Consider the following 26,172-nt stretch of genomic DNA (forward strand, 5'->3'; position numbering starts at 1 on the left):
AGAGCCGGTCGTCGCGGCGGCGCCGCAGGTCGACGGCGCGGTGCGCACCGTCACGGTGACGGTGCCGGCCACCAGCGCCAACCTCGGACCCGGATTCGACACGCTCGGCCTCGCGCTGAGCGTCTACGACACCCTCACGGCGTCATCCTTCGACGACGACCGGCTGGTCGTCGAGGTCACCGGCCCCGGCGCCGACGAGATCCCGACCGACGAGAGCAATCTCGTGGTCCGCTCGATCGCGCACGTCTACGCCGACGTCGACCGCCCGATGCCCGGGCTGCACCTGCACGCCGAGAACGGCGTGCCGCACGGGCGCGGGCTGGGCTCGTCGGGTGCCGCGGTGACCGCGGGCATCCTGATCGCCAAGGGGCTGCTGGCCGGCGACGTCGACCTCGACGACGACGCGCTGCTGCGCCTGGCCACCGAGCTCGAGGGGCATCCCGACAACGTCGCACCTGCCCTGTTCGGCGGCCTCACGATCGCCTGGACCGCGGAGCGCGGCCCGCGGCACAAGAAGCTGCTGGTGCACCGCGGCGTCGCGCCGGTAGTGTTCGTACCCGGCTTCACGATGTCGACCTCGCTCGCCCGCTCGCTGCAGCCGCCGCACGTCTCCCGAGAGGACGCGGTGTTCAACGTGTCGCGCTCGGCGCTGCTGATCGCCGCGCTCACGCAGAGCCCCGAGCTGCTGCTCGACGCCACCGATGACCGCCTGCACCAGGACTACCGCGGGCCCGCGATGCCGGAGACGCTGCGTCTCGTGCAGGCGCTGCGCGCCGAGGGCTTCGCGGCAGTCGTCTCGGGTGCCGGGCCCAGTGTGCTCGTGCTCGCCGACGGCCCCGGCGCGCGTCAGCGCGCCGTCGAGATCGCGGATGACGTGACGGACACTCCGTGGCAGGCCCACATGCTCGCGGTCGACGTGCAGGGTGGTACAGTGAGGGAACGAGCGGAGGGCTCCACGTAACTTCGTGATTCTCGCCCTATCGCAACTCTGCGAAGTCCGCACGCGATCCCCAGGAACACCCAGGTACTGGCCGGCAGGCGCTCTGCCCCGGCGCGTGTGATGCCCGCAGCATCTGCTGCGTGCACATCGGACTGCTCGTCTTCCCACGACATATGAGGGAGTACTCGTGGAGAACCTCTCCGAGACCCAGAACGACACCCCCGCCACCGAGTCGGTGACGACCGAGGCTCCGGCGCAGGTCCGCAAGCGCGCGCCGCGTCGCGCCACCACCGCGTCGGCTGCGGCTGCGGCTGCGGCCGAGGCGACGCCCGCCGAGGCGCCGGCGACGCCCGCGGCGGATGCCGCACCTGCCGACGAGCAGCCGAAGGCGAAGGCCCCGCGCCGCAGCCGCGCGAAGAAGGCCGATGCCGAGACGCTCGATCTGCCCGTGGCGGATGCCCCGGCGGATGCCACCCCGGCGAAGGCGGACACCGCCGAGAAGTCCGACGCGACCGAGGAGCCGGCGAAGCCGGCGCGCAAGCGCGCTGCGCGCACGAAGAAGGCGGATGCCGAGACCGACGCCGCTGCCGCCGCCGAGCCGGGCAGCGCTCCGGAGGCGCCCGCTGCGGATGCCGTCGCGGAGACCGCCGGCAGCGAGCCCCGCGGCGCAAAGGGCGCGGACGAGAACGCGGAGGCGCCCGCCGAGACCGCGAAGCGACCCGCACGCGGCCGACGCGGCGCGAAGAGCGCCGAGGCCGAAGCGCCTGCCGAGAGCACGGCCGACGCCACCACGAGCGAGCCGGCGACCGCTGCCGGCGACCAGGGCGGCGACAACGACGGCGACGGTGAGGGCTCCGGTCGCAGCCGCAGCCGCAGCCGCAGCCGCAGCCGCGGTCGCGGCGGCAACGGCCAGGGCGGCAACGGGCAGAGCGGCCAGAGCGGCAGCGCCCAGAGCACCGGCGGCCAGAACGACTCCGACGACGACGGCGGCTCGGGCCGCGGGCGCCAGCGCGGCAGCAAGCGTCGTGGCGGCGGCAACACCACCGCCGACGAGTTCGACACCGAGATCGGCGAGGACGACGTCCTCATCCCGGTCGCCGGCATCCTCGACGTCCTCGACAACTACGCCTTCGTGCGCACCACCGGCTACCTCGCCGGCTCCAGCGACGTCTACGTTTCGCTCGGACAGGTCAAGAAGTACAACCTGCGCAAGGGCGACGCGGTCGTCGGCGCCATCAAGCAGCCCCGCGAGGGCGAGCAGCAGGGGCGTCAGAAGTACAACGCGCTGGTCAAGGTCGACTCGATCAACGGCCTCTCGCCCGACGATGCGGCGAACCGCGTCGAGTTCGGCAAGCTCACGCCGCTGTACCCGCAGGAGCGGCTGCGTCTGGAGACGGCTCCCGAGAAGCTCACCCAGCGGATCATCGACCTGGTCGCCCCGATCGGCAAGGGGCAGCGCGGCCTGATCGTCGCACCGCCCAAGGCCGGCAAGACCATCGTGCTGCAGCAGATCGCCAACGCGATCGCGCAGAACAACCCCGAGGTGCACCTCATGGTCGTGCTCGTCGACGAGCGTCCCGAAGAGGTCACCGACATGCAGCGCACGGTCAAGGGCGAGGTCATCGCCTCGACCTTCGACCGCCCCGCCGAAGACCACACGACCGTCGCAGAGCTCGCCATCGAGCGGGCCAAGCGCCTCGTCGAACTGGGTCGCGACGTGGTCGTGCTGCTCGACTCGATCACCCGTCTCGGACGCGCGTACAACATCTCGACCCCCGCGTCGGGCCGGGTGCTCACCGGCGGCGTCGACGCGGCAGCCCTCTACCCGCCCAAGCGCTTCTTCGGAGCCGCTCGCAACATCGAGAACGGCGGGTCGCTGACCATTCTGGCGACCGCGCTCGTCGAGACCGGGTCGAAGATGGACGAGGTCATCTTCGAGGAGTTCAAGGGCACCGGCAACAGCGAGCTGCGTCTGTCGCGCCAGCTGGCCGACAAGCGCATCTTCCCGGCGGTCGACGTCAACGCGTCGAGCACGCGCCGGGAGGAGATGCTGCTCTCGGCGGACGAGGTCAAGATCACCTGGAAGCTGCGTCGCGCACTCGCCGGCCTCGACCCGCAGCAGGCCCTGGAGGTCGTGCTCGGCAAGCTCAAGGAGACCGGCTCCAACGTCGAGTTCCTCTTCCAGATGCAGAAGTCGGTGCCCGCGCCGGCTTCCAACGGCAGCTCGCACGCCCACGAGAACAGCATCCGCTGATCCATCGCTGACCGGAGCAGAGCCGTGTTCGAATCGGTCCAGGCCCTCATCGAGGAGCATCGCCGGGTGCAGGAGGAGCTCTCCGACCCGGCGGTGCACGCCGACGCCGCCCGCGCCAAGCGGGTGAACCGGCGCTACGCGGAGCTCAATCGCATCGTCGCGGCGCACGACGCGTGGACCGCGGCGTCGGACGACCTCGACGCCGCTCGCGAGCTGGCCAGGGAGGACGACGCGTTCGCCGACGAGGTGCCGGTGCTCGAGGAGGGCCTGCGCGTCGCGCAGGAGAAGCTGCGGCGGCTGCTCATCCCACGCGATCCGGATGACGCGCGCGACGTGATCATGGAGATCAAGGCGGGGGAGGGCGGAGCCGAGTCGGCGCTGTTCGCCGCCGACCTGCTGCGCATGTACGTGCAGTACGCGGCGTCCAGGGGGTGGAAGACCGAGCTCCTCGAGCGCAACGAGTCCGACCTCGGCGGCTACAAGGATGTGCAGGTCGCGATCAAGGGCTCCTCGTCCGATCCGTCGCAGGGCGTCTGGGCGCATCTGAAGTACGAGGGCGGCGTGCACCGCGTGCAGCGTGTGCCCGCGACCGAGTCGCAGGGCCGCATCCACACCTCCACGACCGGAGTGCTGGTGTTCCCCGAGGTCGACGAGCCGGAGGAGATCCAGATCGATGCGAACGATCTGAAGATCGACGTCTACCGCTCGTCCGGTCCCGGCGGCCAGTCGGTGAACACCACCGACTCGGCGGTTCGCATCACGCACGTGCCCACCGGCATTGTCGTGTCGATGCAGAACGAGAAGTCCCAGCTGCAGAACAGGGAAGCGGCGATGCGCGTGCTGCGCGCCCGACTGCTCGCCAAGCAGCAGGAGGAGCGCGACGCCGCCGCATCCGACGCGCGCCGCTCGCAGATCCGCGGGATGGACCGCTCCGAGCGGATCCGCACGTACAACTTCCCCGAGAACCGCATCGCCGACCATCGGACGGGGTACAAGGCCTACAACCTCGACCAGGTGATGGACGGCGCGCTGGATCCGATCATCGAGTCGGCGATCCATGCCGATGAAGAGGCCAGGCTGGCAGCTCTCGGCGGCGACTGAGGTCGCGCGGTCGGCCGCCGTCGGATCGAGGCGTCAGATCGAGTAGTCCGGCGCGGTGAGCAGCGAACGCAGATGCTCCTTCTCGCCGCGGTGGCGCGGCTTGGCAGGAACGCCGACGAGCACGCTGTCGGCGGGGGCGTCCCTGGTCACCACGGCGTTCGCGCCGACGACCGAGCGCGCCCCGATGCGCACGGGTCCGAGGATCTTGGCTCCGGCTCCGACGGCGACCCCGTCCTCGAGCGTGGGATGGCGTTTGCCGTGATCGCGGGTGCGACCGCCGAGGGTGACCCCGTGATACAGCATCACGTCGTCGCCGATCTCGGCCGTCTCGCCGATCACCACGCCCATCCCGTGATCGATGAAGAAGCGTCGCCCGATGCGCGCACCCGGATGGATCTCGATGCCGGTGGCCCAGCGGGTGAGCTGAGACCCCATCCGGGCGACGAACCGCATCCCCCGCAGCCACAGCGCGTGCCAGAGCCGGTGCGCCCAGATCGCGTGCAGCCCGGGATACAGCAGAGCCACCTCGACCCCGCCGCGTGCGGCGGGGTCGCGATGACGTGCGGCAGCGAGGTCCTCGCGGACCCGAGCGATCATGCCCACGGAGGGATCAGTCCTCGCGCAGGTCTTCGAACAGCGCGGTCGACAGGTAGCGCTCGCCCGTGTCGCAGCCGATGACCACGATCTGCTTGCCCTTGCTCTCGGGGCGGGCGGCGACCTTGAGAGCCTGCGCGACGGCGGCGCCGGCCGAGATGCCCACCAGGATGCCCTCCTTGGCGGCCAGTGCGCGGGAGGTCTCCAGCGACTCCTCGAATCCGGCCGTGATGATCTCGTCGATCACGTCGCGGTCGAGGATGGCGGGGACGAAGTTGGGGCCGATGCCCTGGATCTTCGCGGGGCCGGTGCGGCCCTCGGACAGCAGCGGCGAGTCGGTCGGCTCGACGGCGATGACGTGCACCTCCGGCTTCACCGACTTGAGGGCCTGGCCCACGCCGGTGATGGTGCCGCCGGTGCCGACGCCGGCCACGAAGATGTCGACCTGCCCGTCGGTGTCGCGCAGGATCTCCTGAGCGGTCGTCTCGCGGTGGATCGCGGGGTTGGCGGAGTTCTCGAACTGGCGGGCCCACACGGCGCCCGGCGTCGACTCGATGATCTCCTGCAGCTTCTCGATCGCGCCCTTCATGCCGAGCGTCGGGTCGGTGAGCACCAGCTCCGCGCCGAACGCCTTCAGCAGCACACGCCGCTCCTTCGACATGGAGGCCGGCATGGTGAGGATCACCTTGTACCCGCGGGCCGCGCCGACCATCGCGAGTGCGATGCCGGTGTTGCCGCTCGTGGCCTCCACGATCGTGCCGCCGGGCTTCAGCTCGCCCGAGGCCTCCGCGGCGTCGACGATGGCGATGCCGATGCGGTCCTTCACGCTCGATGCCGGGTTGAACGATTCGAGCTTGACGAGCACGGTGGCGTCGAGCCCCTCGGTCAGGTGGTTCAGCCGCACCAGCGGCGTGTTACCGAAGGTGCTGGTGATGTCGTTGTGGATGCCGGTCATGGCGGACCTTTCGTCAGCGGGTTCAGCATGATCAGCCTACGATGCGGCATCCGGCTGATGACGGAATGTGTCCGCCTCCGTCCACCGCATACGCTGGACGGATGCCCCTTCTCATCTCGGCGCAGCTGCGCGTCGCAGCGCAGCTGCTGGCCGATGCCGGCGTCCCCGATCCGCTGGTCGATGCCGAACTGCTCATCGCCCACGTCCTGAGGATGGGGCGCGGCGAGCTGCAGGCCGCCATGGTGCGCGGTGACGACATCGCCGATCCGGATGCCGAGCGCCTGGCGTCTCTGATCGAGCGGCGCGCTGCGCGCGAACCGCTGCAGCACCTCACCGGCACAGCCGCCTTCCGGCACCTCGAGCTGGCGGTCGGGCCGGGTGTCTTCGTGCCGCGGCCGGAGACCGAGACGGTGGTGCAGTTCGCGATCGACGCGCTGATGGAGAGCGCCTCAGCCGCCCCGACCGCGATCGATCTCGGCACCGGCAGCGGCGCCATCGCGCTGGCGATGGCGACCGAGGTCCCGCACGCCAGGGTGCACGCCGTCGAGCGCTCGGCCGAGGCGCACGCGTGGGCGGCGCGCAACATGCGGGGCGTGGAGAATCTGGCCCTCGTCCTCGGCGACCTGGCCACCGCCTTCGACGAGCTGCGCGGCACCGTCGACGTGGTGATCTCGAACCCGCCCTACGTGCCGGACGACGCCGTTCCGCGCGACCCCGAGGTGCGTCTGCACGACCCGGCGGCGGCGCTGTACGGCGGCGCGGACGGCCTCGACGTGGTGCGTGTGATCAGCCGTCGCGCACAGGAACTGCTGCACAGCGGGGGCCTGCTCGTGCTCGAGCACGGCGAGCTGCAGGGGGCCGCGATCCGCGACATCCTCGGCGCCGACGGGTGGCGCGCGGCCGCGACCCATCAGGACCTCACGCGCCGCGACCGCGCGACCACGGCCCTGCGCCCCTGAACCGCGCCGCGGTCCTGATCCGGCGCAGAGTGGCCGAAGAGGCGACCGACGTAGACTAGGGAGGCCATGTCTACTGTCTTCGACTGCCGCGACGAGTCCCAGATCCTCGCCGGAATGCGCCACGCCCGCCAGGCGATCGCCCGCGGCGAGCTCATCGTGATGCCCACCGACACCGTCTACGGCATCGCCGCCGACGCCTTCTCGCCCGCAGCGGTGCAGCGGCTGCTCGACGCCAAGGGCCGTGGCCGCGACATGCCCCCGCCCGTCCTGGTCGCGGGACAGGACATGCTCGCGGCGCTGGTCGAGGAGATCCCGGCCGCGGTGCAGCAGCTGGTCGACGCGTTCTGGCCCGGCGGGCTGACGATCGTCCTCCCGGCGCAGCCGTCGCTGACCTGGGACCTCGGCGAGACCAAGGGCACCGTCGCGGTGCGGATGCCCGATCGCCGTGTCGCTCTCGAGCTGCTGGCCGAGACCGGTCCGCTCGCGGTCTCCAGCGCCAACCTCACCGGTCGTGACGCCGCCATCATCGCCTCGGACGCGCAGGACATGCTCGGTGAGAGCGTCGCGGTGTACCTCGAGGAGGGGTTCAGCGAGACCGGCGTGCCGTCGACGATCGTCGATGCCACCTCGCTCGTCGCCACTCCCGACGGCGAGACGCCGATGGTGCGCATCCTGCGTGAGGGCGCGGTCAGCCGGGAGCAGCTCGCCGAGGTTCTCGGAGACCTGCTGGAGCCGGAGGAGGCGCCGGCCGAGGGCGAAGAGAGCCCGGTCGGCGAAGAGTGAAGCAGTACCTGTTCACGATCATCCTGACGGCCGCGATCACCTTCGCGCTGTCATGGGCGGTCTGGCGACTGAGCTTGAAGTTCAAGCTCTACCCGGGCATCCGTGAACGCGACGTGCACAAGACGCCGACCCCACGGCTGGGCGGCGTCGCGATGTTCATCGGCATCGCCAGCGCGATCCTCATCTCCGCGGCCAACCCGTTCTTCGAGCGGATGTGGTCGCCGCCGAACACCCTGTGGGCGATCCTCGCCGCGGCGCTGCTCATCGCCGTGGTCGGGGTGATCGACGATCTGTTCGATCTGGACTGGATGATCAAGCTCGCGGCGCAGTTCCTGGCCGCGGGCATCATCTCGGTCGGGGGCGGACTGCAGATCCTGTCGCTGCCGGTCGGCGACATGATCCTGGTGTCGAGCTGGGTGAGCATCTCGATCACGATGTTCGCGATCGTCGTGGTGATGAACGCGGTCAACTTCATCGACGGGCTCGACGGGCTGGTGGCCGGGGTCTGCCTCATCGCCAACGGCGTGTTCTTCGTCTACGCCTACATCCTCACCCGGGACTCGGGTGCGACCAGCTACTTCAACCTCGCCACCTTCATCGCCGCGGTCCTCATCGGAGCCTGCCTCGGCTTCCTCCCGCTGAACTGGAGCCCCGCGAAGCTCTTCATGGGCGATTCCGGGGCGCTCGTGCTCGGCCTGCTGATGGCGACCTCGACGATCGCGCTGACCACCCAGGGCGACGTGAACGCGTTCGACCCCGAGCGCTTCGGCCGCTCGCAGCTTCTCGGAGCCTTCATCCCGATCGTGCTGCCGCTGGTGATCGTGATGCTGCCGCTGCTCGACTTCGGCCTCGCCGTCTTCCGTCGGATGCGCGCGGGGAAGTCGCCCTTCTCGCCCGATCGGAAGCATCTGCACCACCGGATGCTGGACCTCGGCCACCGCCACCGCGACGCGGTGCTCATCTTCTACGCGTGGAGTGCCGTCATCTCCCTGACTGTGCTGCTGATGTACATCGCGGGCCGACAGGACTGGCCAGGCGGATACTTCGCCGCGGTCGCCTTCGGCGTCGTCGGCGTCATCGCGTGCCTCGTCGTCACGCGCACCCCGCACGGCTCGCACCGCGGAGCCGCCCGCGCACCCAGCCCCGACGCACCCGTCACCGATCCTCACGACATGGAGCCCTGATGACCTCGAGCCCCGTCTCCAGCACACCCATCCTGCGGCGCACCCTCGCCTGGTCCGCAGCGGCCGCCGTGGTGCTCGCCCTGATCGCGGGAGGCATCGGATACGCCGTCGACGGCACGGACGGCCTGTGGAGCGGCCTGATCGGCGTGCTGCTCGCCTTCGTCTTCCTCGCCATCACCGCCGGCAGCATTCTTTTCGCCAACCGCTGGTTCGGCGACCCGATCTACGTGCAGCTCTTCTTCGCGATCGTGCTGGGCGGCTGGCTGCTCAAGCTCGGCGTGTTCCTCGTGGTGATGATCGTGCTCAGCGGGCAGCCGTGGATCGCACCCCTGGTGTTCTTCCTCTCCATCGTGGCGGGGGTGGTGCTCTCGCTCGTGGTCGACATGATCGTGCTCATGCGCATGCGACTTCCGCACGTCAGCGACATCGGCCTCCCCACCGTCAACCCCGAGGACGAAGTGGAGGGCCCCGGCCGACAGGCCTCGGGAACGGCGGAGGAAGAGCGCTGAATCTGGTAGTGTTTACCCGTGCCCGCCGCTCGTCTCGCGAGCGCTTGCGCTGATGCACACCGTCCCTCGTCGCCCCGGTTCTGACCGGTGACCCGAAGCTGGAGCCCGCGCTGTTGAATCCCGTTGCGACCCTGACCCTTCGTCCGATCGCCGGTGACGGTGAATTCCACGGCCCCTCGATGGACGAGTTCTTCCCGGAGATCCTGTTCAACGCGTTCGGTGTCGTGCCGATGCATCGCATCCACCTCATCCAGCTGCTGTCGGTCATCGCCGTCGTGCTGATCATGTGGCTCGGCACGCGTCGCATGAAGGTCGTGCCCGGCCGCTTCCAGAGCCTCGTCGAGATGGGCATCGGCTTCGTCCGCACCGGTATCGGCCACGACCTGCTCGGCCGCAAGGACGGCGAGCGGTTCGCGCCGCTGCTCGTGACGATGTTCTTCATGATCCTGTTCATGAACATCACCGGGATCATCCCGTTCCTGAACATGCCGGGCACCGCGATCATCGCCGTGCCGCTCACGCTCGCCGTGATCAGCTACGTGACCTTCATCTACGCCGGCATGAAGAAGAGCCCTCTCGGGTTCTGGAAGAACTCGCTCTTCCCCGCTGGCGTGCCGTGGCCGGTCTACATCATCGTCACCCCGCTGGAGTTCATCTCCACGTTCATCATCCGTCCGGTGACCCTCACCCTGCGTCTGATGATGAACCTCGTCGTCGGTCACATGATCCTCGTGCTGTGCTTCGCGGCAACGCACTTCTTCTTCTTCACCGCAGGTGGCGGCTGGGCGGCGCTCGGCGTCGGCACGCTCGCCTTCGGCGGCGCCTTCACTCTCTTCGAGATCCTGGTCGTCGTCCTGCAGTCGTACGTCTTCACCGTCCTCACCGCGATCTACATCCAGCTCGCGGTCGCAGAAGAGCACTGAGCGGGTCGGCAACTGCCGTCCCACCCAACGAAAGGAAAAACCCGTGGACGCTACTACGGTTCTCGCTGAAATCAACGGTCACATCGGTGCGGTCGGCTACGGCCTCGCAGCCATCGGACCGGCCATCGGCGTGGGCATCGTCGTCGGCAAGACCATCGAGGGTGTCGCCCGTCAGCCCGAGCTGGCCGGCCGTCTCCAGGTCCTCATGTGGATCGGTATCGCCTTCACCGAGGCACTCGCGTTCGTCGGCATCGCCGTCGCATTCATCCCGTTCCCCGCGTAATCCACACCGACTTCTGAAGGAGACAGGATGCTGAACGCTCTTGTCACGAACCTCGCGGCGGAGACCGAGGCGCAGAACCCGCTCATCCCCGCGTGGTACGACATCATCTGGTCGGGCCTGTGGTTCCTCATCATTCTCATCGTGGTGTGGAAGGTCGCCCTTCCTCGCCTGACCGCGATGCTCGACGAGCGCTCAGCCGCTATCGAAGGCAACATCGCCAAGGCGGATGAGGCGCAGAAGCAGGCTGAGGCCGCGCTGGAGGAGTACACCCGCCAGCTCGCCGAGGCACGCACCGAAGCCGGTGAGATCCGCGAAGCCGCCCGTGAGGACGGCAAGAAGATCGTGACCGAGGCCAAGGAGACCGCGGTCGCCGAGGCAGGCCGCATCACCGCAGCCGCTCACTCGCAGATCGAGGCCGAGCGCCAGGCGGCGTTCGTCTCGCTGCGCAGCGAGGTCGGCACGCTCGCGATCGACCTTGCCGGCAACGTCGTGGGGGAGACCCTCAGCGATGACGCCCGTGCGACGGCCGTCGTGGACCGCTTCCTCGCCGACCTCGAGAAGGCCAAGTAATGGGCAGCGCGACCACTCAGGCACTCGCGGCATCGACGGACGCGCTTGCCGCAGCGTCGGGCCTGAACCTCGACAGTGCGGCCGAGCTCTTCGCTGCGGCCCGCACGATCGGGGAGTCGGCTCAGCTGAGCGGCGCGCTCGCCGATCCCGCAGCTCCGGCTGAGGCGCGCAGCGCGCTCGTCTCGGCCGTCTTCGCCGGTGTCTCGGCTCCGGTGCGCACGCTGCTGACCGCGGTCGCAGCCGAGCGCTGGTCGTCGACATCCGACCTGGTCGACGGTGTCGAGGAGCTCGCCATCCGGGCGGCGGCGAAGGCTGCTCCCGGCGACGACATCGCGGGTGAGCTGTTCGGCTTCTCCCGTCTCGTCGCGGCGAACCCCGAGCTCGAGCTCGCCCTCGGCAGCCGCCTCGGCGGCGCGCCGGCGAAGGGCGAACTCGTCGAGAAGGTGCTCGGCGGCTCGGCGTCACCGGCGACCGTGCTGGTCGCCTCGTCGCTGGTGCGCATGCCGCGCGAGCGCCGTGTCCGTCAGGTGCTCAGCCGTGCGATCGACATCGTCGCCGCACAGGCCGACCGCACGGTGGCGACGGTGTACACCGCGACCCCGCTGACCGACGCGCAGCAGACGCGTCTGCACGACGCGCTCGCACGCCGCTACGGCGGCGAGATCTCCATCAACCAGGTGATCGACGCGAGCGTCGTCGGTGGCCTGCGCGTGCAGATCGCCGATGACGTCATCGACGGCAGCATCTCCGCACGACTCGCCGACCTTCGCCAGAAGCTCGCGAGCTGAACAACTTCACGCGGGGAACCGCGGACACCCAGACACACAAAGGGAAGACAATGGCAGAACTATCGATCAGCCCCGACGTCATCCGTGACGCGCTGAAGAACTTCGCCGCCGCCTACGAGCCCACCGGCGCCGTGGCGACCGAGGTCGGCACCGTCATCGACGCGGCCGACGGCATCGCGCACGTCGAGGGACTGCCCGGCGTCATGGCGAACGAGCTCGTCACCTTCGCGGACGGCACCAAGGGCCTGGCCCTGAACCTGGACGAGCACGAGATCGGCGTCGTCGTCCTCGGCGACTTCACCGGCATCGAGGCCGGCCAGGAGGTCACCCGCACGGGTGAGGTCCTCTCCGTCCCGGTCGGCGACGGCTACCTGGGTCGCGTCGTCGACCCGCTCGGCAACCCGATCGACGGCCTCGGCGCCATCGCCACCGAGGGTTCGCGTGAGCTCGAGCTGCAGGCGCCTGGCGTCATGCAGCGCAAGTCGGTGCACGAGCCGATGCAGACCGGCATCAAGGCGATCGACGCCATGATCCCGGTGGGCCGCGGTCAGCGTCAGCTGATCATCGGCGACCGCCAGACCGGCAAGACGGCCATCGCGATCGACACGATCATCAACCAGAAGGCCAACTGGGAGTCTGGCGACGTCACCAAGCAGGTGCGCTGCATCTACGTCGCGATCGGCCAGAAGGGCTCGACCATCGCCTCCGTCAAGGGTGCGCTGGAAGAGGCCGGTGCCCTCGAGTACACGACCATCGTCGCCGCCCCGGCATCCGACCCGGCCGGCTTCAAGTACCTCGCCCCCTACACCGGTTCGGCAATCGGCCAGCACTGGATGTACGGCGGCAAGCACGTCTTGATCATCTTCGACGACCTGTCGAAGCAGGCTGAGGCCTACCGTGCCGTGTCGCTTCTGCTGCGCCGCCCGCCGGGCCGCGAGGCGTACCCCGGTGACGTCTTCTACCTGCACTCGCGTCTGCTCGAGCGCTGCGCGAAGCTGTCCGACGAGCTCGGTGCGGGTTCGATGACGGGTCTGCCCATCATCGAGACCAAGGCGAACGACGTCTCGGCGTACATCCCGACCAACGTGATCTCGATCACCGACGGCCAGATCTTCCTGCAGTCCGACCTCTTCAACGCCAACCAGCGTCCGGCGGTCGACGTGGGCATCTCGGTCTCGCGAGTCGGTGGTGACGCTCAGGTCAAGTCGATCAAGAAGGTCTCCGGAACGCTGAAGCTCGAGCTCGCGCAGTACCGTTCGCTCGAGGCGTTCGCGATGTTCGCGTCCGACCTCGACGCGGCTTCGCGTCGTCAGCTCGCCCGCGGTGCGCGTCTGACCGAGCTGCTCAAGCAGCCGCAGTACTCGCCGTACCCCGTCGAGGAGCAGGTCGTGTCGATCTGGGCCGGTACGAACGGCAAGCTGGACTCGCTCGAGGTCGAGGATGTGCTGCGCTTCGAGCGCGACCTGCTCGACTACCTGCGTCGCAACACGTCGATCCTCGACACGCTGCGCGAGACGAACGTCCTCGACGACGCCACGGTCGCAGAGCTCGACAAGCAGACCGACGCGTTCATCCTGGAGTTCCAGGGCGGCAAGGGTCAGTCGATCAGCAGCCCCGGCAACGAGCAGGTCTCGGCCGAGGACGCCGTCGACGTCAGCCAGGAGAAGATCGTCAAGGGTCGTCGCGCGTAAGCGCGAGGTGCTGATTCATGGGCGCTCAACTCAGGGTCTACAAGCAGAAGATCTCTTCTGCTCAGACGACCAAGAAGATCACGAAGGCGATGGAACTCATCGCGGCTTCGCGCATCCAGAAGGCGATGGCACGCGTCAAGGCGTCCACCCCCTTCGCGCAGGCCGTGACGAGGGCCGTGTCGGCCGTCGCGACGCACTCCAGCGTCGATCACCCGCTCACCAGCGAGGCAGAGACGATCCGTCGCACGGCGGTCGTCATCTTCTCGAGTGACCGTGGGCTCGCCGGCGCGTTCAACTCGCAGGTGATCCGCGAGGGTCTCGAGCAGGGCGAGCGTCTGCGCGAGCTCGGCCGGGAGCCGGTCTACTACCTGGTCGGACGCAAGGCCGTCGGGTACTTCCAGTTCCGCCGGATCGAGTCCGCGGCCGAGTGGATCGGCGACACCGACACGCCGTCGTTCCACACCGCCGAGGAGATCGCGCACACGCTGCAGGAGGCCTTCCTGCGCGGCAGCGAGTCCGAGGGCGTCGACGAGATCGTGCTGGTGTACAACCGCTTCGTCAGCATGATGACGCAGGAGCCGACGGCTCTTCGTCTGCTGCCGCTTGAGATCGAAGAGGCGGAGGACACGGCGACCGCCGCCGTGTACCCGCTCTACGAGTTCGAGCCCGACGCCGAGACCGTGCTCGACGCGATCCTTCCGGTCTACATCCAGAGCCGCGTGTTCAACGCGCTTCTGCAGTCGTCGGCAGCCAAGCAGGCCGCGACGCAGAAGGCGATGAAGTCGGCCAGCGACAACGCCGACAAGCTGATCACCGACTACACCCGCCTGCGCAACAACGCTCGCCAGGCCGAGATCACCCAGCAGATCGCAGAGATCGTCGGCGGCGCCGACGCCCTGGCATCCAGCTGACACACATCAGGAGAAGAGACGAGAAATGACCACCACCGCCATGGCTGAGCAGCCGGCGACCGCGGTCGTCGGACGCGTCGCACGCGTCAACGGTCCGGTTGTCGACATCGAGTTCCCGCACGACTCGATCCCCGACATCTACAACGCACTCAAGACCACCATCACGATCGGCGAGGACTCCACCGAGATCACGCTCGAGGTCGCGCAGCACCTCGGCGACGACCTGGTCCGCGCCATCGCCCTGAAGCCGACGGACGGCATCGTCCGCGGTCAGGAGGTCCGCGACACCGGTGAGGCCATCTCGGTCCCCGTCGGCGACGTGACCAAGGGCAAGGTCTTCAACGTGATCGGCGAGGTCCTTAACGCCGAGCCCGGCGAGACCATCGAGGTGACCGAGCGCTGGCCGATCCACCGCAAGGCGCCGAACTTCGACCAGCTCGAGTCGAAGACGACCATGTTCGAGACCGGCATCAAGTCGATCGACCTGCTCACTCCCTACGTGCAGGGCGGAAAGATCGGTCTGTTCGGTGGTGCCGGCGTCGGCAAGACCGTGCTCATCCAGGAGATGATCCAGCGCGTCGCGCAGGACCACGGTGGTGTGTCGGTGTTCGCCGGTGTCGGTGAGCGCACCCGTGAGGGCAACGACCTCATCCACGAGATGGAGGAGGCGGGCGTCTTCGACAAGACCGCCCTCGTCTTCGGCCAGATGGACGAGCCGCCGGGGACGCGTCTGCGCGTCGCGCTGTCGGCCCTGACCATGGCGGAGTACTTCCGCGATGTCCAGAAGCAGGACGTGCTGCTCTTCATCGACAACATCTTCCGCTTCACGCAGGCGGGTTCCGAGGTGTCGACCCTTCTGGGCCGCATGCCCTCGGCCGTGGGCTACCAGCCGAACCTCGCCGACGAGATGGGCCTCCTGCAGGAGCGCATCACCTCGACGCGCGGTCACTCGATCACCTCGCTGCAGGCGATCTACGTGCCGGCCGACGACTACACCGACCCGGCCCCGGCGACCACGTTCGCGCACCTCGACGCGACCACCGAGCTCTCGCGTGAGATCGCCTCGAAGGGTCTGTACCCCGCGATCGACCCGCTTACCTCGACGTCGCGCATCATGGACCCGCGCTACCTGGGTGAGGACCACTACCGCGTGGCCACCACGGTGAAGCAGATCCTGCAGAAGAACAAGGAGCTGCAGGAGATCATCGCGATCCTCGGTGTCGACGAGCTCTCGGAAGAGGACAAGATCGTCGTCGCCCGTGCACGCCGCATCCAGCAGTTCCTCTCGCAGAACACGTACATGGCGAAGAAGTTCACCGGTGTCGAGGGCTCGACCGTGCCGCTCAAGGAGACCATCGAGTCGTTCGACGCGATCACCCGCGGTGACTTCGACCACGTCGCAGAGCAGGCGTTCTTCAACGTCGGCGGCATCTCCGACGTCGAAGAGGCATGGGCGAAGATCCAGAAGGAGAACGCCTGACCATGGCGCTGCACGTGAGTCTCGTCTCCGCCGACGCGGAGGTCTGGACGGGGGAGGCGTCGCTCGTCGTCGCCAAGACCGTCGAGGGTGAGATCGGCATCATGTCCGGTCACGAGCCGGTGCTGGCCATCCTCGCCCAGGGCGAGGTCCGCATCACTCAGACCGATGGCAGCAAGGTGCTCGCGAACGCGCAGGACGGGTTCCTCTCGATGGAGGGCGACACCCTGACGATCGTCGCCGGCAACGCCGCTCTGATCGCCTGATAGCAAGACAACCCGGCGTCCGCCCCGGCTCGTGCTCAGCACGCACCGGGGCGGACGCTTCGTCTGTGTGGAGACCATGAAGATCCTTCTGCCCCCGTCCGAGACCAAGCGCCAGGGCGGTGCCGGCCGGCCACTGCGCCTCGATTCGCTGGCTCTGCCGTCGCTCACCGCTCAACGGGCCGAGCTCGTCGACGCGCTCGTCGCGCTGTGCGCGGACGCCGCCGAGGCCCGTCGGGTGCTCAAGCTCAGCGAGCGGCAGGCGGGCGAGATCGAGCACAACCGGATGCTGCGCACCGCCCCCACCATGGCGGCGATCGATCGCTACACCGGCGTGCTCTACGACGCTCTGGACGCCGCATCGCTCGACCGTCTTGCCAGCCAGTGGCTCGGCGCGCACGTGCTGATCCACTCCGCGCCGTTCGGACCCGTCGGCGCGCTCGATGAGATCCCGGCGTATCGGCTGGCGGCGGGAGTGTCGCTGCCGGGCATCCGGCCGCTGCGCCGGCACTGGGCGGAACCGACCTCCGCGGCGCTGACCGACGCCGGCTTCGTGCTCGACCTGCGCAGCGAATCGTACGTGGCGCTGGGTCCGGTCGCGGGCGTCGTGCCGTCGGCGTACGTGCGCGTCGTCACCGAGGCCGGACGAGCGCTCAACCATTTCAACAAGAAGGCGAAGGGAGAGTTCGTGCGGGCACTGGCCACGACACGCCCGAGGGCGCGGACGGCCGGTGCGCTCATCGACTGGGCGTCCGAGCGCGGCATCCGGCTGCGAGAGGCGCAGGATGCCGGTGTTCTGGAGCTCGTCGTCGACAGCTCATCTGCCTGACGGCGGCCCACGACGCGGCGAGTCGTTGTCGGCCGCGCATCGCCTTCGCTAGCATGACCGGTGCGCAAGATTCGCACCGGGGGAGCGGCATCGCTTCCTCCCAACGAGGAAAGTGGTTCACTCATGGACTATGGCGACTACGGCGACTACGGCGCCATCGCTGCATTCATCGGCCTGATGACGATTCTGCTGCTGATCGTGGGGCCGATCCTCTACGTCGTCTCGTCGATCTTCATGATGAAGATCTTCGACAAGGCCGGCGTCGTCGGCAAGTGGCGGGCCTGGGTGCCCGTGTACCGCGAGATGATATTCTTCAAGCTCGGCGACATGAGCCCGTGGCTCGTGCTGTACGCCCTGGGTGCGACCATCCTGCTGTCCTGGACGGGCATCGGCAGCATCTTCGGACTCGTGTTCACCGCTCTCTACGCGATGGCGGGCTGGCGCGTCGGACTCAAGCTGCAGAAGGAAGCGGCGTGGGTGATTCTGTTCGTGCTGCTCAACATCGTGTGGATGGGCATCGCGGCGTTCGACCGCTCCCGCTGGAACCCGAACATCGCGCCCGCGCCGTGGGCAGGCAACGGATTCCTCGCCGACCGGACCGTCTGGGACGGTGTCCCCGTGCAGCCTGGTCAGAGCACCGGCCCGGCCGCCGGGTACGCCGCGCCGCAGGGCTACCAGCCGCCGGCACCGCAGGGCTACGCACCTCCCGCGCAGCCCGGCTACGCACCTCCCGCACAGCCCGGCTACGCCCCTCCGGCACAGCCCGGCTACGGCGCCCCGCAGAGCCCGGCGGCTCCCGTGCCTCCGGCACCCGGCGCACCCGTGCCTCCGGCGCCCGGCGCCCCCGTCCCGCCGCCGGCCACCTCGCCGGCACCGCCGGCACCGCCGGCAGCGCCTCCGACGAAGCGGCCGGACGACGAGCCCACGCAGCCTCCCGCGTGAGCGGTGCTGAGCAGCCGCGCTGAGCAGACCTGAACGAAGAAGCCCCCGACGATGTCGGGGGCTTCTTCGCGTCCGGCCGCGCGGCGGCCGTCCGAGGCCCCGATAGTGTGGAGGCATGGTCACCTCGCAGCGCCGCGTCGGCGCATCCGGACTCGTCGTCTCCGCCACCGGTCTCGGCTGCAACAACTTCGGCCGGGCGGGCACCGTCACCGAGACCATCGAGGGCACTCGCGCGGTGATCGACGCCGCGCTTGCGAACGGCGTCTTCTTCTTCGACACCGCCGATATGTACGGCGCGGAGGCGGGGCGCAGCGAAGAGCTGATGGGCGAGGTGCTCGAGGGCCGCCGCGACCGCGTCGTGCTCGCAACCAAGTTCGGGCACGAGCGCGACATGGGCTACGACTTCCCGGGCGGGCGCGGCTCGCGCCGCTATGTGCGTCACGCCGTCGAGCAGTCGCTCCGGCGTCTGCGCACCGATTGGATCGACCTGTACCAGCTGCATCTGCCCGACTCGCAGACGCCGATCGCCGAGACGATCGACGCGCTCGACGAGCTGGTCGACGAGGGCAAGATCCGCTACTACGGTCACTCCAACTTCACCGGATGGCAGATCGCCGAGGCGGAGTTCACCGCCCGCGCGAGGTCGACGGGACGCTTCATCTCGGCGCAGAACCACTATTCCCTGCTGGCACGCGCGTCGGAGCGCGAGGTGCTGCCTGCCGCGAATCGCTACGACCTCGGCTTCTTCCCGTTCTTCCCGCTGAAGAACGGACTGCTCACCGGCAAGTTCACCCGGGAAGGGGGGCCTGCGGGCAGCCGCATCATGGAGACCCGGCAGCACATCTGGGCCGATGCCCCCTGGGATGCCCTCGAGCAGTACCAGCGCTTCTGCGACCAGCGAGAGATCACCATGCTGCAGGCGACCTTCGGCTGGCTGCTCGCCCAGCCGGGCGTCTCGAGCGTGATCGCCGGGGCGACGAGCCCGGCGCAGGTCGAGGCGAACGCCGCTGCCGCCGACGCATGGACGCCCACCGCCGACGACCTCGCCGAGATCGACGGGATCTTCCCGCTGATCGACGACCCGGCCGACCGGATGTGAGCGCAGGCACCACTACGATGAGAATGAAACCCGCGGCCCCCGCGCCGCTCAGCCGCCCGACGGAGAGCCCACGTGCCTGAGACCACGACGCAGACGTTCCGCGTCAGCGATGAGCTGGAGCTCACCTGGGCAGGCGTGACCGACCGCGGCCGGCGCCGCGAGAACAACCAGGACTCCTTCCTCGCGAAGTACCCGCTGTTCATCGTCGCCGACGGGATGGGCGGCCACGCCGGCGGCGAGATCGCCAGCCAGGCCACCGTCGACCGGCTGTCCGACATGGTCGACGCCGGCGAGATCGATGACGACCGCATCCTCGCCGCGCTGCAGCTGGCGGTCGACGACATCCATCACCACCCCGAGACGACCGATGAGGGCACCGGCACGACGCTGACCGGCGTGTACCTCGACCGCGGTGAGGACGGCTGGCGCTGGATCGCGCTGAACATCGGCGACTCGCGGGTGTATCTCGAGCGCGACGGTCGCCTCATCCAGGTCACCACCGATCACTCGGTCGTCCAGGAGCTCATCGCATCGGGCAAGATCAGCCCTGAAGAAGCCGATGTGCACCCGTACAGCAACGTGATCACCCGCGCCGTCGGAGCGAACGAACTCGTGTCGCCCGACTACGTCGCCATCGACGTCGTCGACGGAGACCGCTTCATCATCTGCTCCGACGGGCTGACCAAGGAGCTCACCGATTACGGCATCCTGCACTTCCTGCGCGAGAACGCGGAACCTGCCGATGCGGTGAGCGCGATGGTCGACGCCGCGCTCGAGAACGGCGGACGTGACAACGTCACGCTGATCGTGCTGAACGTGCGCTACACCGGGGCAACGGAGGGCGGCATCGCTGACGAAGAGGCCGCGGACGGGGTCGAGCAGTCTTCCTCCACAGAACCGGGTTCCGAGGACTGATCCGCAGGAGCTGTGGACAGCTCGGATGCAGCGCACCGCGTGCGCTGAGATGGGCGGATGGATGCCACCACCATCGTGCTCCCCGCCGCTCCCGCAGAGCCCACCCGACCGCAGCTTCCACTGCTGGCCGCGTTCGTGCCGGTCATCGCCGGGGTCGTGCTGTGGGCCGTGACAGGCTCGCTGTTCGCCCTGTGCTTCGCGGCCCTCGGACCGCTGATGCTGCTCGCGTCGTTCTTCGACGGCATCCGCTCGCGACGCCGAACCCGCCGTCAGGCGGCCGGCGAGTTCGACGCGGCATGGCGACGTGCGGAGGATGAGCTGACGCGGCTGCACGACGAGGAGCACCGGCTGCTCTGGCATCGCTCACCGGATGCCTGCGGCTGCGCGCTCGAGCCGCCGCTGCGCGGGCGCACACCGCTGAGCGCCGCCACCGAGATCGTCATCGGGCGGGGTGATCGTCGCAGCCGGATCCGCGCCTCGGGCGGCGACGACCAGCGCTCCCGGCTGTTCCGCGAGCGCGCCGAGCGCCTCATCGACGGGCCGATCGTCGTCGAGCTCGGCGGGGGAGTGTGCCTGCGCGGGCCCGAGCCGGTGGCTGCCGCCGTGGCCAGGGCGCTGGTGACGCAGCTGTGCCTGCGATTCGGTTCCGCCGAGCTGAGTCTGCACGGCAGCGGTGTCGCGGACTGGGGCCTGGTCGGCTTCCCCCACGCGAAGCGGCGCCGTGCCCGCTTCCGGCTGCGCCTCGGCGAGGGCACGGAGCCGGTGGACGCGGTGATCTGCATCCGGATGCCCGAGGACGAGCCGCCCGAGGGGATCACCACGGTGCTCGACTGGGTGGTTCCGACGCGGGCGAAGGCGCGCACACCGGAGGGCATCGGCTCTCTCGCTCTGGAGGGGCTGTCGGCTCGGCAGACCGCGGCGATCGCCGCGGTCTGCGCCGGCCGTGCCGACGAGGACGCCGAGGTGCCGGATGCCCTGGCGTTCGCGGAGCTGGACCCGACTCCCGGCGGCGACGGTCGTCTCGCGGGCCGGGTGGGGCGAGGCGAGCAGGGGGACGTGCTCATCGACCTGGTCGATGACGGACCGCACGCCATCGTCACGGGCATGACCGGCACGGGCAAGAGCGAGCTGCTGACCAGCTGGGTGGCAGCGATCGCGGCCGCGCACCCGCCGAGTGAGGTCGTCTTCGTGCTGATCGACTTCAAGGGCGGCACGACCTTCGACCCGCTCCGCACGCTCCCGCATGTCGTCGCGGTGGTCACCGATCTCGACTCGGCCGGGGCCCGCCGCGGAGTCGGCAGTCTCACCGCAGAGCTGCGCCGCAGGGAGGCCGCTCTCGCCGCAGCCGGAGCGCGCGACGTGAGCGAGTGCCCGTCGCTGGCGCGCCTGGTGATCGTCGTCGACGAGTTCGCCGCCCTGGTCCAGGAGCACCCCGACCTGGCGCAGATCTTCACCGACATCGCGGCCCGCGGGAGGGCTCTGGGCATGCACCTGGTGCTCGGCACGCAGCGTGCCGGCGGTGTCATCCGGGATGCCCTGGCGGCGAACTGCCCGCTGCGGGTGAGCCTGCGCGTGGCCGAATCGGCCGACAGCCGCTTCGTGATCGGCTCCGACGCGGCGGCGGCGCTGCCGGGCGGGCACGAATCCCGAGGCCTGGCCTATGTGCGGCGGCCGGAGGACATCGAGCCGCTCGCCATGCGCGTGGCGCTCACGGCACCCGCCGATCTGACTGCGATCGCGCAGCGCTGGTCCAGCGCGGCGCGGCCGCCGAGCCCATGGCTGTCTCCGCTTCCGGCGGTGATCGACGTCCCATCGATCGGTGGGCACGCCGGGGCTGGGCCCGTGCTCGGTCGGGCAGACGAGCCCGAGCGGCAGGCGCAGCCGTGGGTGCATCTCGCGCCAGGGGAGGGTCTCGGAGTGATCGGAGGGCCCGGCTCCGGAAAGAGCACGCTGATTCGCGCGATGCACAGCCAGCTGCCCGATGCGGTGGTCGTCCCCTCGGACGTGGAAGAGGCGTGGGACGCGGTGGCCGAGCTGGCCACGGGACGACACGGCGTCGTGCTGTGCGACGACGTCGACGTGCTGCTGGCGCAGTACCCCGCCGAGCACGCCCAGCTCTTCCTTGACCGGTTCGAGAGCATCCTGCGCGCCCCCGCCGGCGCGGTGGTCACCGCGTCACGCGCGTCCGGCCCGGTCGGCCGGCTGCTCGACGGGCTGCCGCGGCGTGCTCTCCTGCGGCTGAGCAGCCGAGTCGAGCACATCGCCGCGGGCGGCGACTCCGCCGACTTCGACCTGCACCGGCCGCCGGGCCGCGGGTGGAGCGGGGGACGAGAGATCCAGTTCTGCTGGGCGGACCCTGCGACACCGGAGAGCACCGGGTCGGCGCCGGTCGACGGGTGGCGTCCGCACCTCGCGTGCTCCGGAGTGATCACCCCCGCGGTGGAGGCGACGCGCGCCGTCCTCGCGGCGGCGCACCCCGGAGCCCGGGTGCTCACTCTCGCCCAGGTCGGCGGGACTACCGCCGACCTTCCCTTCGACGCCACGCCCCTCGTGATCGTCGGCGATCCCGACGAGTGGCGGTCTCAGTGGGCGCGGCTGCAGAGCATCCGATCCGCCGGCGAACTCCTCATCGCCGCCGAGTGCGCACCCGAGCTGCGCCAGCTCGCCGGCACCCGGGAGACCCCGCCGTTCGCGCGCACCCACGAGGGGCGCGCCTGGGCGGTCGAAGCAGGCCGCCGCCCGCGACGAGTGCGTCTGGCCTGACGGTGCAGCCGCTCAGATGCCCGAACCGGGGCGGATCATGCCGACCGGCTGTCCGCCGCCGAGGACATCCAGCGGCAGAGCGCTCGCGAGGGTCGCGACATCGGCCTCGGAGAGTCCGCCGGCGCGCGCGAGCAGAGTCGCCGCGACGATCGCCGAGGCGCGGCTGCTGCCGTCGAGCATCTTCAGCGCCACGGTCGTGCCGTCGGGAGCGACCATCACCATCACGCCTTCCGCGCCGTGCTTGGCGAACACGCCGAGCGTCTCGATGGCGATGGTGTCGGGCTCGCCGGGACCGGCGATCGTCCACGGATTCTCCCGCACGGCGCGCACGAGGGCACCCGCGACACGGTGCAGGGCGAACGGCGAGCGCTCCGACGCCGAGCCGATGCGGTGGACGGCACGGGCGAGTCCGAGCAGGGTGATGGCGTGCACCGGAGCGCCGCAGCCGTCGATCGACGTGTGCGCGATCTTCTCGCCGGCGAGGCGCTCGACCACCTCGCGGATGTGGACCTGCAGCGGATGAGCGGGGTCGAGGTAGCCGTCGGTCGGCCAGCCGGTCGCCACGCAGGCGCGGAGCATCAGCGCGTGCTTGCCCGAGCAGTTCATCCGCACCCGCGCGCGGTCGGCGTGGTCTCGGATCATGTCGCGGCGTGTGGTGGCGTCGGACGGCCACGCGACCGGGCATCCGAGATCGTCCTCGTTGAGCCCGCCGGCCGAGAGCATCTCGCGGACGACCTCGACGTGCCGGTCGGTGCCGCTGTGGCTGGCCGTGCCGAGAGCCAGCTGCTCGCCTTCGAGGGCGGCGCCGGCGGTGACGGCGGCGATCGCCTGCAGCGGCTTCAGGCTCGAGCGCGGCAGGATCAGCGCCTCGGCATCGCCGTGCTGAGCGACGATGTCCCCGTCTGCGGAGAGCACGACGGCGGCTCCCGCATGGCGGGACTCCACGAAGCCGTTGCGCTCCACGATCGCGAGTTCGACGGCGTCAGCGATGGTGAGAGTCTCGAGCACCCGTCAAGCCTAATGCGCCGCGCGGTGGCAGACTGGCGCCATGGCCCCGCTCGGCGAACACCACTACGCGCTCACCACCACCTGGACCGGAAATCGCGGCACCGGCACGAGCGGCTACCGCGACTACGCCAGGGACGTCACGATCGGGGTCGAGGGCAAGCCCGATCTGCTGGCCTCGTCGGACAAGCCGTTCCGCGGTGACTCCAGTCGCTGGAATCCGGAGGACCTGCTTCTCGCCGCCCTGTCGGAATGCCACCTGCTGTCGTACCTGCACGCCTGCGTCACGGCCGGCGTCGTCGTCACCGACTACCACGACGAGGCGACCGGGATCATGCGCGAGGACGGGCGGGGCGGCGGTGCGTTCGCCGAGGTCACGCTGCGGCCCCGGGTCGTGGTCGCCGACGCGTCGATGCTGGAGGCGGCAAGGGAAGCCCATCGCACCGCCCACGAGTGGTGCTTCATCGCGAACTCGGTGAACTTCCCGGTGACGCACGAGGCCACCGTCGTGGCCGCGTCGAGGTCAGACTGAGCTCAGCGGCGCTCGTGGGGGAGCGCCTGCCTGATCTTCTCTATCGGCGTCTGCGCCGGCGGCTCGTTGTAGACGCCCGCGAGCTCCTGCCCGCTCAGGGCGTGGATCGCGGTCATGATCTCGTCGGTGGCGAGGCGTCGTGCTCTTCCGCTCGTCGCCGGTCCGTGCGTGGACACGTCGATCGGCTCGCCGAAGCGCACCGTGACCCGCTCGCTGAGCGACGGCATCTTCGCACCCCTGGGCATGACCTTGTCCGTGCCGATGAGTCCGACGGGCACGACCGGAGCGCCGCTCTGCAGGGCGAGGAAGGCGACACCGGTGCGTCCTTTGTACAGACGGCCGTCCGTGGAGCGGGTCCCCTCGGGGTAGAGCGCGACGGCCAGGCCCTCGTCGAGCAGCTGTCGCTGCTGGTCCAGAGCGTCGAGGGCCGCTTGACCGGCGCCGCGGCGCACCGGGATGGCACCGACGGAGGTGAAGAAGTCCCGGGAGATCGCGCCCTTGAGCCCGGTGCCCTCGAAGTAGCTCGACTTGGCGAGGAAGTGCACCGGTCGCGGAGCGGCGATCGGAATCGCCATCGAGTCGATGAACGACAGGTGGTTGCTGGCGAGGATCACCGCGCCGGTGAGCGGCACGTTCTCGCGTCCTTCGATGCGCGGCCGGTAGATCACCCGCGCGACGGAAGCCGCGACCATCCGTCCCACCTTGTACTTGAACCCGGCATGACGGGGCGGACGGTGCCCCTGCGTCTCGGACTCGGGATCCGCGGGGGTCGCCGACTGCTCAGAACTCACCGGAAGAGCTTATCCGCCGGTTCATGCCGATCGTGGAATGACGCCGCGTCGTGGTCGCGCACTCAGCGTCGGCAAAGCACCGTGCGCCACAATGAGATCTTCCCGTTCCGCGAAACCGAGGTCTCATCTTGCGTCTGCGCCCCCTCACCCTGGCGTCCACCGTGGCCGTCACCGCCCTTCTGCTGACCGGATGCTCCGGTGCGCAGGACAAGCCGGAAGCATCCGCCTCGAAGGACGGCGCCGACGCCTGCGCGCAGGTCGCGGCGCCGGGCGCGTTCACCGACAGCGTCGACGTCACCGGCGAATTCGGCGAGCCGGCCAAGATCACCGTCGCGAAGGACCAGAAGGTCGACGAGGTGCAGCGCACCGTCGTCACCGAGGGTGACGGCGAGAAGGTCCAGGAGGGCGACTACATCGCCTATGCGATGAGCGCCTTCGACTCCCAGACAGGTGACCACCTGGGCGACCTCGGCTACACCGAGGGCGAGCTGCTTCCGCAGGACGCGCTGGCGAACGAAGCGCTCGCGGAGGCGATCGGCTGCGCCCCGGTCGGCACGCGGGTCGCGTTCGCGCTGCCGGCTGCCGAGGGCACTCAGTCGCAGCTGTACATCATCGACGTGCTCGACAAGGTGCCCACCTCGGCCTGGGGCGAGAAGCAGGCGCCGGTCGAGGGGATGCCCACGGTGAAGCTCGCCAAGGACGGCGAGCCCGACGTCGTCGTCCCCACCGGAGACGCTCCCGACGAGCTGAAGATCTCCGTGCTCAAGCAGGGCGACGGGCCCGCGGTCGCAGACGGCGACACGACGCTGCTGCAGTACTACGGCGTCGACTGGGAGAGCGGCGACAGCTTCGACTCCTCCTGGTCGAAGGGCGCCCCGTACGCCGCACCCGGCAACACCTACGTGCCGGGGTTCGTGCAGGCGCTCGCCGGTCAGAAGGTCGGCTCGCAGGTGCTCGTCGTCATCCCGCCGGAGCTGGCCTACGGAGACGACCCGGAGGGCCACGAGCTCGGCGGCAAGACCCTGGTGTTCGTCATCGACATCCTCGCGACGCAGCACGCTCCTGCCGCGCAGTGACCCGCTGAACGAGAGGGCGGCGATCCGACGGGGTC

26 protein-coding genes are annotated in these 26,172 nt (G+C 69.6%); 22 read left to right on the forward strand and 4 right to left on the reverse strand.

What is annotated here, in order from left to right:
• Positions 1-40: 40 nt before the first annotated feature.
• From thrB to prfA, 3 genes are all read left to right on the forward strand, one after another.
• On the forward strand, positions 41-961 hold the full coding sequence (gene thrB, locus V2S04_RS08985) for a homoserine kinase (RefSeq protein WP_413638759.1): 921 nt from the start codon (positions 41-43) through the stop codon (positions 959-961).
• Between the two features lie 166 nt (positions 962-1,127).
• Complete coding sequence (gene rho, locus V2S04_RS08990) at positions 1,128-3,194, forward strand: transcription termination factor Rho (RefSeq protein WP_413638202.1); 2,067 nt, start codon at positions 1,128-1,130, stop codon at positions 3,192-3,194.
• 24 nt (positions 3,195-3,218) lie between these two features.
• On the forward strand, positions 3,219-4,295 hold the full coding sequence (gene prfA, locus V2S04_RS08995) for a peptide chain release factor 1 (protein WP_340087062.1): 1,077 nt from the start codon (positions 3,219-3,221) through the stop codon (positions 4,293-4,295).
• A 33-nt stretch (positions 4,296-4,328) separates the two neighbouring features.
• On the opposite strand, the gene epsC is transcribed toward prfA, so the two are convergent.
• The gene (gene epsC, locus V2S04_RS09000; protein ID WP_413638760.1) at positions 4,329-4,892 is read right to left on the reverse strand and encodes a serine O-acetyltransferase EpsC; all 564 of its coding nucleotides are present in this window, start codon (positions 4,890-4,892) and stop codon (positions 4,329-4,331) included.
• 13 nt (positions 4,893-4,905) lie between these two features.
• Entirely contained in the window at positions 4,906-5,844 is a 939-nt protein-coding gene (gene cysK / locus V2S04_RS09005; protein ID WP_413638203.1) for a cysteine synthase A, read from the reverse strand.
• Between the two features lie 101 nt (positions 5,845-5,945).
• On the opposite strand from cysK, the gene prmC reads away from it, so the two are divergent.
• From prmC to V2S04_RS09090, 17 genes are all read left to right on the forward strand, one after another.
• A complete protein-coding gene (gene prmC, locus V2S04_RS09010; protein ID WP_413638204.1) occupies positions 5,946-6,803 on the forward strand; it encodes a peptide chain release factor N(5)-glutamine methyltransferase in 858 nt (285 codons plus the stop codon).
• A 66-nt stretch (positions 6,804-6,869) separates the two neighbouring features.
• Complete coding sequence (locus V2S04_RS09015; protein ID WP_413638205.1) at positions 6,870-7,586, forward strand: L-threonylcarbamoyladenylate synthase; 717 nt, start codon at positions 6,870-6,872, stop codon at positions 7,584-7,586.
• On the forward strand, positions 7,583-8,770 hold the full coding sequence (locus V2S04_RS09020; RefSeq protein ID WP_413638206.1) for an MraY family glycosyltransferase: 1,188 nt from the start codon (positions 7,583-7,585) through the stop codon (positions 8,768-8,770). Before V2S04_RS09015 ends, V2S04_RS09020 begins: the two co-directional genes overlap by 4 nt.
• Positions 8,770-9,279, forward strand: coding sequence for a hypothetical protein (locus V2S04_RS09025; protein WP_340087051.1), 510 nt, complete (start codon positions 8,770-8,772; stop codon positions 9,277-9,279). The genes V2S04_RS09020 and V2S04_RS09025 overlap by 1 nt, the downstream gene beginning before the upstream one ends.
• Positions 9,280-9,458: 179 nt before the next feature.
• Positions 9,459-10,202 carry a F0F1 ATP synthase subunit A gene (gene atpB / locus V2S04_RS09030; protein ID WP_099195852.1) on the forward strand — a complete coding sequence of 248 codons (744 nt, stop codon included), beginning with the start codon at positions 9,459-9,461 and terminating at the stop codon, positions 10,200-10,202.
• 43 nt (positions 10,203-10,245) lie between these two features.
• The gene (atpE, locus tag V2S04_RS09035; RefSeq protein ID WP_045265023.1) at positions 10,246-10,485 is read left to right on the forward strand and encodes an ATP synthase F0 subunit C; all 240 of its coding nucleotides are present in this window, start codon (positions 10,246-10,248) and stop codon (positions 10,483-10,485) included.
• 27 nt (positions 10,486-10,512) lie between these two features.
• Positions 10,513-11,055, forward strand: a complete 543-nt coding sequence (locus V2S04_RS09040; protein WP_099195851.1) for a F0F1 ATP synthase subunit B — start codon at positions 10,513-10,515, stop codon at positions 11,053-11,055.
• Positions 11,055-11,843, forward strand: a complete 789-nt coding sequence (locus V2S04_RS09045) for a F0F1 ATP synthase subunit delta (protein WP_099195850.1) — start codon at positions 11,055-11,057, stop codon at positions 11,841-11,843. Before V2S04_RS09040 ends, V2S04_RS09045 begins: the two co-directional genes overlap by 1 nt.
• Positions 11,844-11,893: 50 nt before the next feature.
• On the forward strand, positions 11,894-13,534 hold the full coding sequence (atpA, locus tag V2S04_RS09050) for a F0F1 ATP synthase subunit alpha (RefSeq protein WP_413638207.1): 1,641 nt from the start codon (positions 11,894-11,896) through the stop codon (positions 13,532-13,534).
• Between the two features lie 17 nt (positions 13,535-13,551).
• Entirely contained in the window at positions 13,552-14,445 is an 894-nt protein-coding gene (locus V2S04_RS09055; protein ID WP_413638208.1) for a F0F1 ATP synthase subunit gamma, read from the forward strand.
• A gap of 25 nt (positions 14,446-14,470) precedes the next feature.
• Positions 14,471-15,925, forward strand: a complete 1,455-nt coding sequence (atpD, locus tag V2S04_RS09060) for a F0F1 ATP synthase subunit beta (protein WP_110555023.1) — start codon at positions 14,471-14,473, stop codon at positions 15,923-15,925.
• A 2-nt stretch (positions 15,926-15,927) separates the two neighbouring features.
• Positions 15,928-16,188 (forward strand): F0F1 ATP synthase subunit epsilon, encoded by a 261-nt coding sequence (locus tag V2S04_RS09065; RefSeq protein WP_182252895.1) that lies wholly within the window; start codon positions 15,928-15,930, stop codon positions 16,186-16,188.
• A gap of 76 nt (positions 16,189-16,264) precedes the next feature.
• Positions 16,265-17,014, forward strand: a complete 750-nt coding sequence (locus V2S04_RS09070; RefSeq protein ID WP_413638209.1) for a YaaA family protein — start codon at positions 16,265-16,267, stop codon at positions 17,012-17,014.
• A 123-nt stretch (positions 17,015-17,137) separates the two neighbouring features.
• On the forward strand, positions 17,138-17,956 hold the full coding sequence (locus V2S04_RS09075; protein WP_413638210.1) for a large exoprotein: 819 nt from the start codon (positions 17,138-17,140) through the stop codon (positions 17,954-17,956).
• Between the two features lie 115 nt (positions 17,957-18,071).
• Positions 18,072-19,055, forward strand: a complete 984-nt coding sequence (locus V2S04_RS09080) for an aldo/keto reductase (protein WP_413638211.1) — start codon at positions 18,072-18,074, stop codon at positions 19,053-19,055.
• 72 nt (positions 19,056-19,127) lie between these two features.
• On the forward strand, positions 19,128-19,970 hold the full coding sequence (locus tag V2S04_RS09085; RefSeq protein WP_413638212.1) for a PP2C family protein-serine/threonine phosphatase: 843 nt from the start codon (positions 19,128-19,130) through the stop codon (positions 19,968-19,970).
• A 57-nt stretch (positions 19,971-20,027) separates the two neighbouring features.
• A complete protein-coding gene (locus V2S04_RS09090; RefSeq protein ID WP_413638213.1) occupies positions 20,028-22,733 on the forward strand; it encodes an FtsK/SpoIIIE domain-containing protein in 2,706 nt (901 codons plus the stop codon).
• Positions 22,734-22,745: 12 nt separating this feature from the next.
• Here V2S04_RS09090 and V2S04_RS09095 read toward each other — a convergent pair whose 3' ends face one another.
• Positions 22,746-23,741 carry an asparaginase gene (locus V2S04_RS09095; protein ID WP_413638214.1) on the reverse strand — a complete coding sequence of 332 codons (996 nt, stop codon included), beginning with the start codon at positions 23,739-23,741 and terminating at the stop codon, positions 22,746-22,748.
• Between the two features lie 40 nt (positions 23,742-23,781).
• Here V2S04_RS09095 and V2S04_RS09100 point away from each other — a divergent pair, with 40 nt between their 5' ends.
• Positions 23,782-24,270, forward strand: coding sequence for an OsmC family protein (locus V2S04_RS09100; RefSeq protein WP_413638215.1), 489 nt, complete (start codon positions 23,782-23,784; stop codon positions 24,268-24,270).
• Positions 24,271-24,272: 2 nt separating this feature from the next.
• Here V2S04_RS09100 and V2S04_RS09105 read toward each other — a convergent pair whose 3' ends face one another.
• Positions 24,273-25,061: a lysophospholipid acyltransferase family protein gene (locus V2S04_RS09105; protein WP_413638216.1), complete on the reverse strand. Its 789-nt coding sequence runs from the start codon at positions 25,059-25,061 to the stop codon at positions 24,273-24,275.
• Between the two features lie 128 nt (positions 25,062-25,189).
• On the opposite strand from V2S04_RS09105, the gene V2S04_RS09110 reads away from it, so the two are divergent.
• Positions 25,190-26,137 (forward strand): FKBP-type peptidyl-prolyl cis-trans isomerase, encoded by a 948-nt coding sequence (locus V2S04_RS09110; RefSeq protein WP_413638217.1) that lies wholly within the window; start codon positions 25,190-25,192, stop codon positions 26,135-26,137.
• The last annotated feature ends 35 nt before the right edge of the window (positions 26,138-26,172 follow it).

The organism is Microbacterium sp. OR21 (genome assembly GCF_047306785.1).
GTDB lineage: Bacteria > Actinomycetota > Actinomycetes > Actinomycetales > Microbacteriaceae > Microbacterium > Microbacterium esteraromaticum_E.

Bases quoted from the DNA above. Each gene is read 5' to 3' on its own strand.
- V2S04_RS09025 (WP_340087051.1), top strand. From the start codon at position 8,770: ATGACCTCGAGCCCCGTCTCCAGCACACCCATCCTGCGGCGCACCCTC.
- prmC (WP_413638204.1), top strand. From the start codon at position 5,946: ATGCCCCTTCTCATCTCGGCGCAGCTGCGCGTCGCAGCGCAGCTGCTG.
- epsC (WP_413638760.1), bottom strand. From the start codon at position 4,892: ATGATCGCTCGGGTCCGCGAGGACCTCGCTGCCGCACGTCATCGCGAC.
- V2S04_RS09040 (WP_099195851.1), top strand. From the start codon at position 10,513: ATGCTGAACGCTCTTGTCACGAACCTCGCGGCGGAGACCGAGGCGCAG.
- V2S04_RS09015 (WP_413638205.1), top strand. From the start codon at position 6,870: ATGTCTACTGTCTTCGACTGCCGCGACGAGTCCCAGATCCTCGCCGGA.
- V2S04_RS09065 (WP_182252895.1), top strand. From the start codon at position 15,928: ATGGCGCTGCACGTGAGTCTCGTCTCCGCCGACGCGGAGGTCTGGACG.
- V2S04_RS09055 (WP_413638208.1), top strand. From the start codon at position 13,552: ATGGGCGCTCAACTCAGGGTCTACAAGCAGAAGATCTCTTCTGCTCAG.
- atpA (WP_413638207.1), top strand. From the start codon at position 11,894: ATGGCAGAACTATCGATCAGCCCCGACGTCATCCGTGACGCGCTGAAG.
- atpB (WP_099195852.1), top strand. From the start codon at position 9,459: ATGGACGAGTTCTTCCCGGAGATCCTGTTCAACGCGTTCGGTGTCGTG.
- V2S04_RS09100 (WP_413638215.1), top strand. From the start codon at position 23,782: ATGGCCCCGCTCGGCGAACACCACTACGCGCTCACCACCACCTGGACC.
- V2S04_RS09075 (WP_413638210.1), top strand. From the start codon at position 17,138: ATGGACTATGGCGACTACGGCGACTACGGCGCCATCGCTGCATTCATC.
- V2S04_RS09045 (WP_099195850.1), top strand. From the start codon at position 11,055: ATGGGCAGCGCGACCACTCAGGCACTCGCGGCATCGACGGACGCGCTT.
- cysK (WP_413638203.1), bottom strand. From the start codon at position 5,844: ATGACCGGCATCCACAACGACATCACCAGCACCTTCGGTAACACGCCG.
- atpD (WP_110555023.1), top strand. From the start codon at position 14,471: ATGACCACCACCGCCATGGCTGAGCAGCCGGCGACCGCGGTCGTCGGA.
- V2S04_RS09070 (WP_413638209.1), top strand. From the start codon at position 16,265: ATGAAGATCCTTCTGCCCCCGTCCGAGACCAAGCGCCAGGGCGGTGCC.
- V2S04_RS09090 (WP_413638213.1), top strand. From the start codon at position 20,028: ATGGATGCCACCACCATCGTGCTCCCCGCCGCTCCCGCAGAGCCCACC.
- V2S04_RS09080 (WP_413638211.1), top strand. From the start codon at position 18,072: ATGGTCACCTCGCAGCGCCGCGTCGGCGCATCCGGACTCGTCGTCTCC.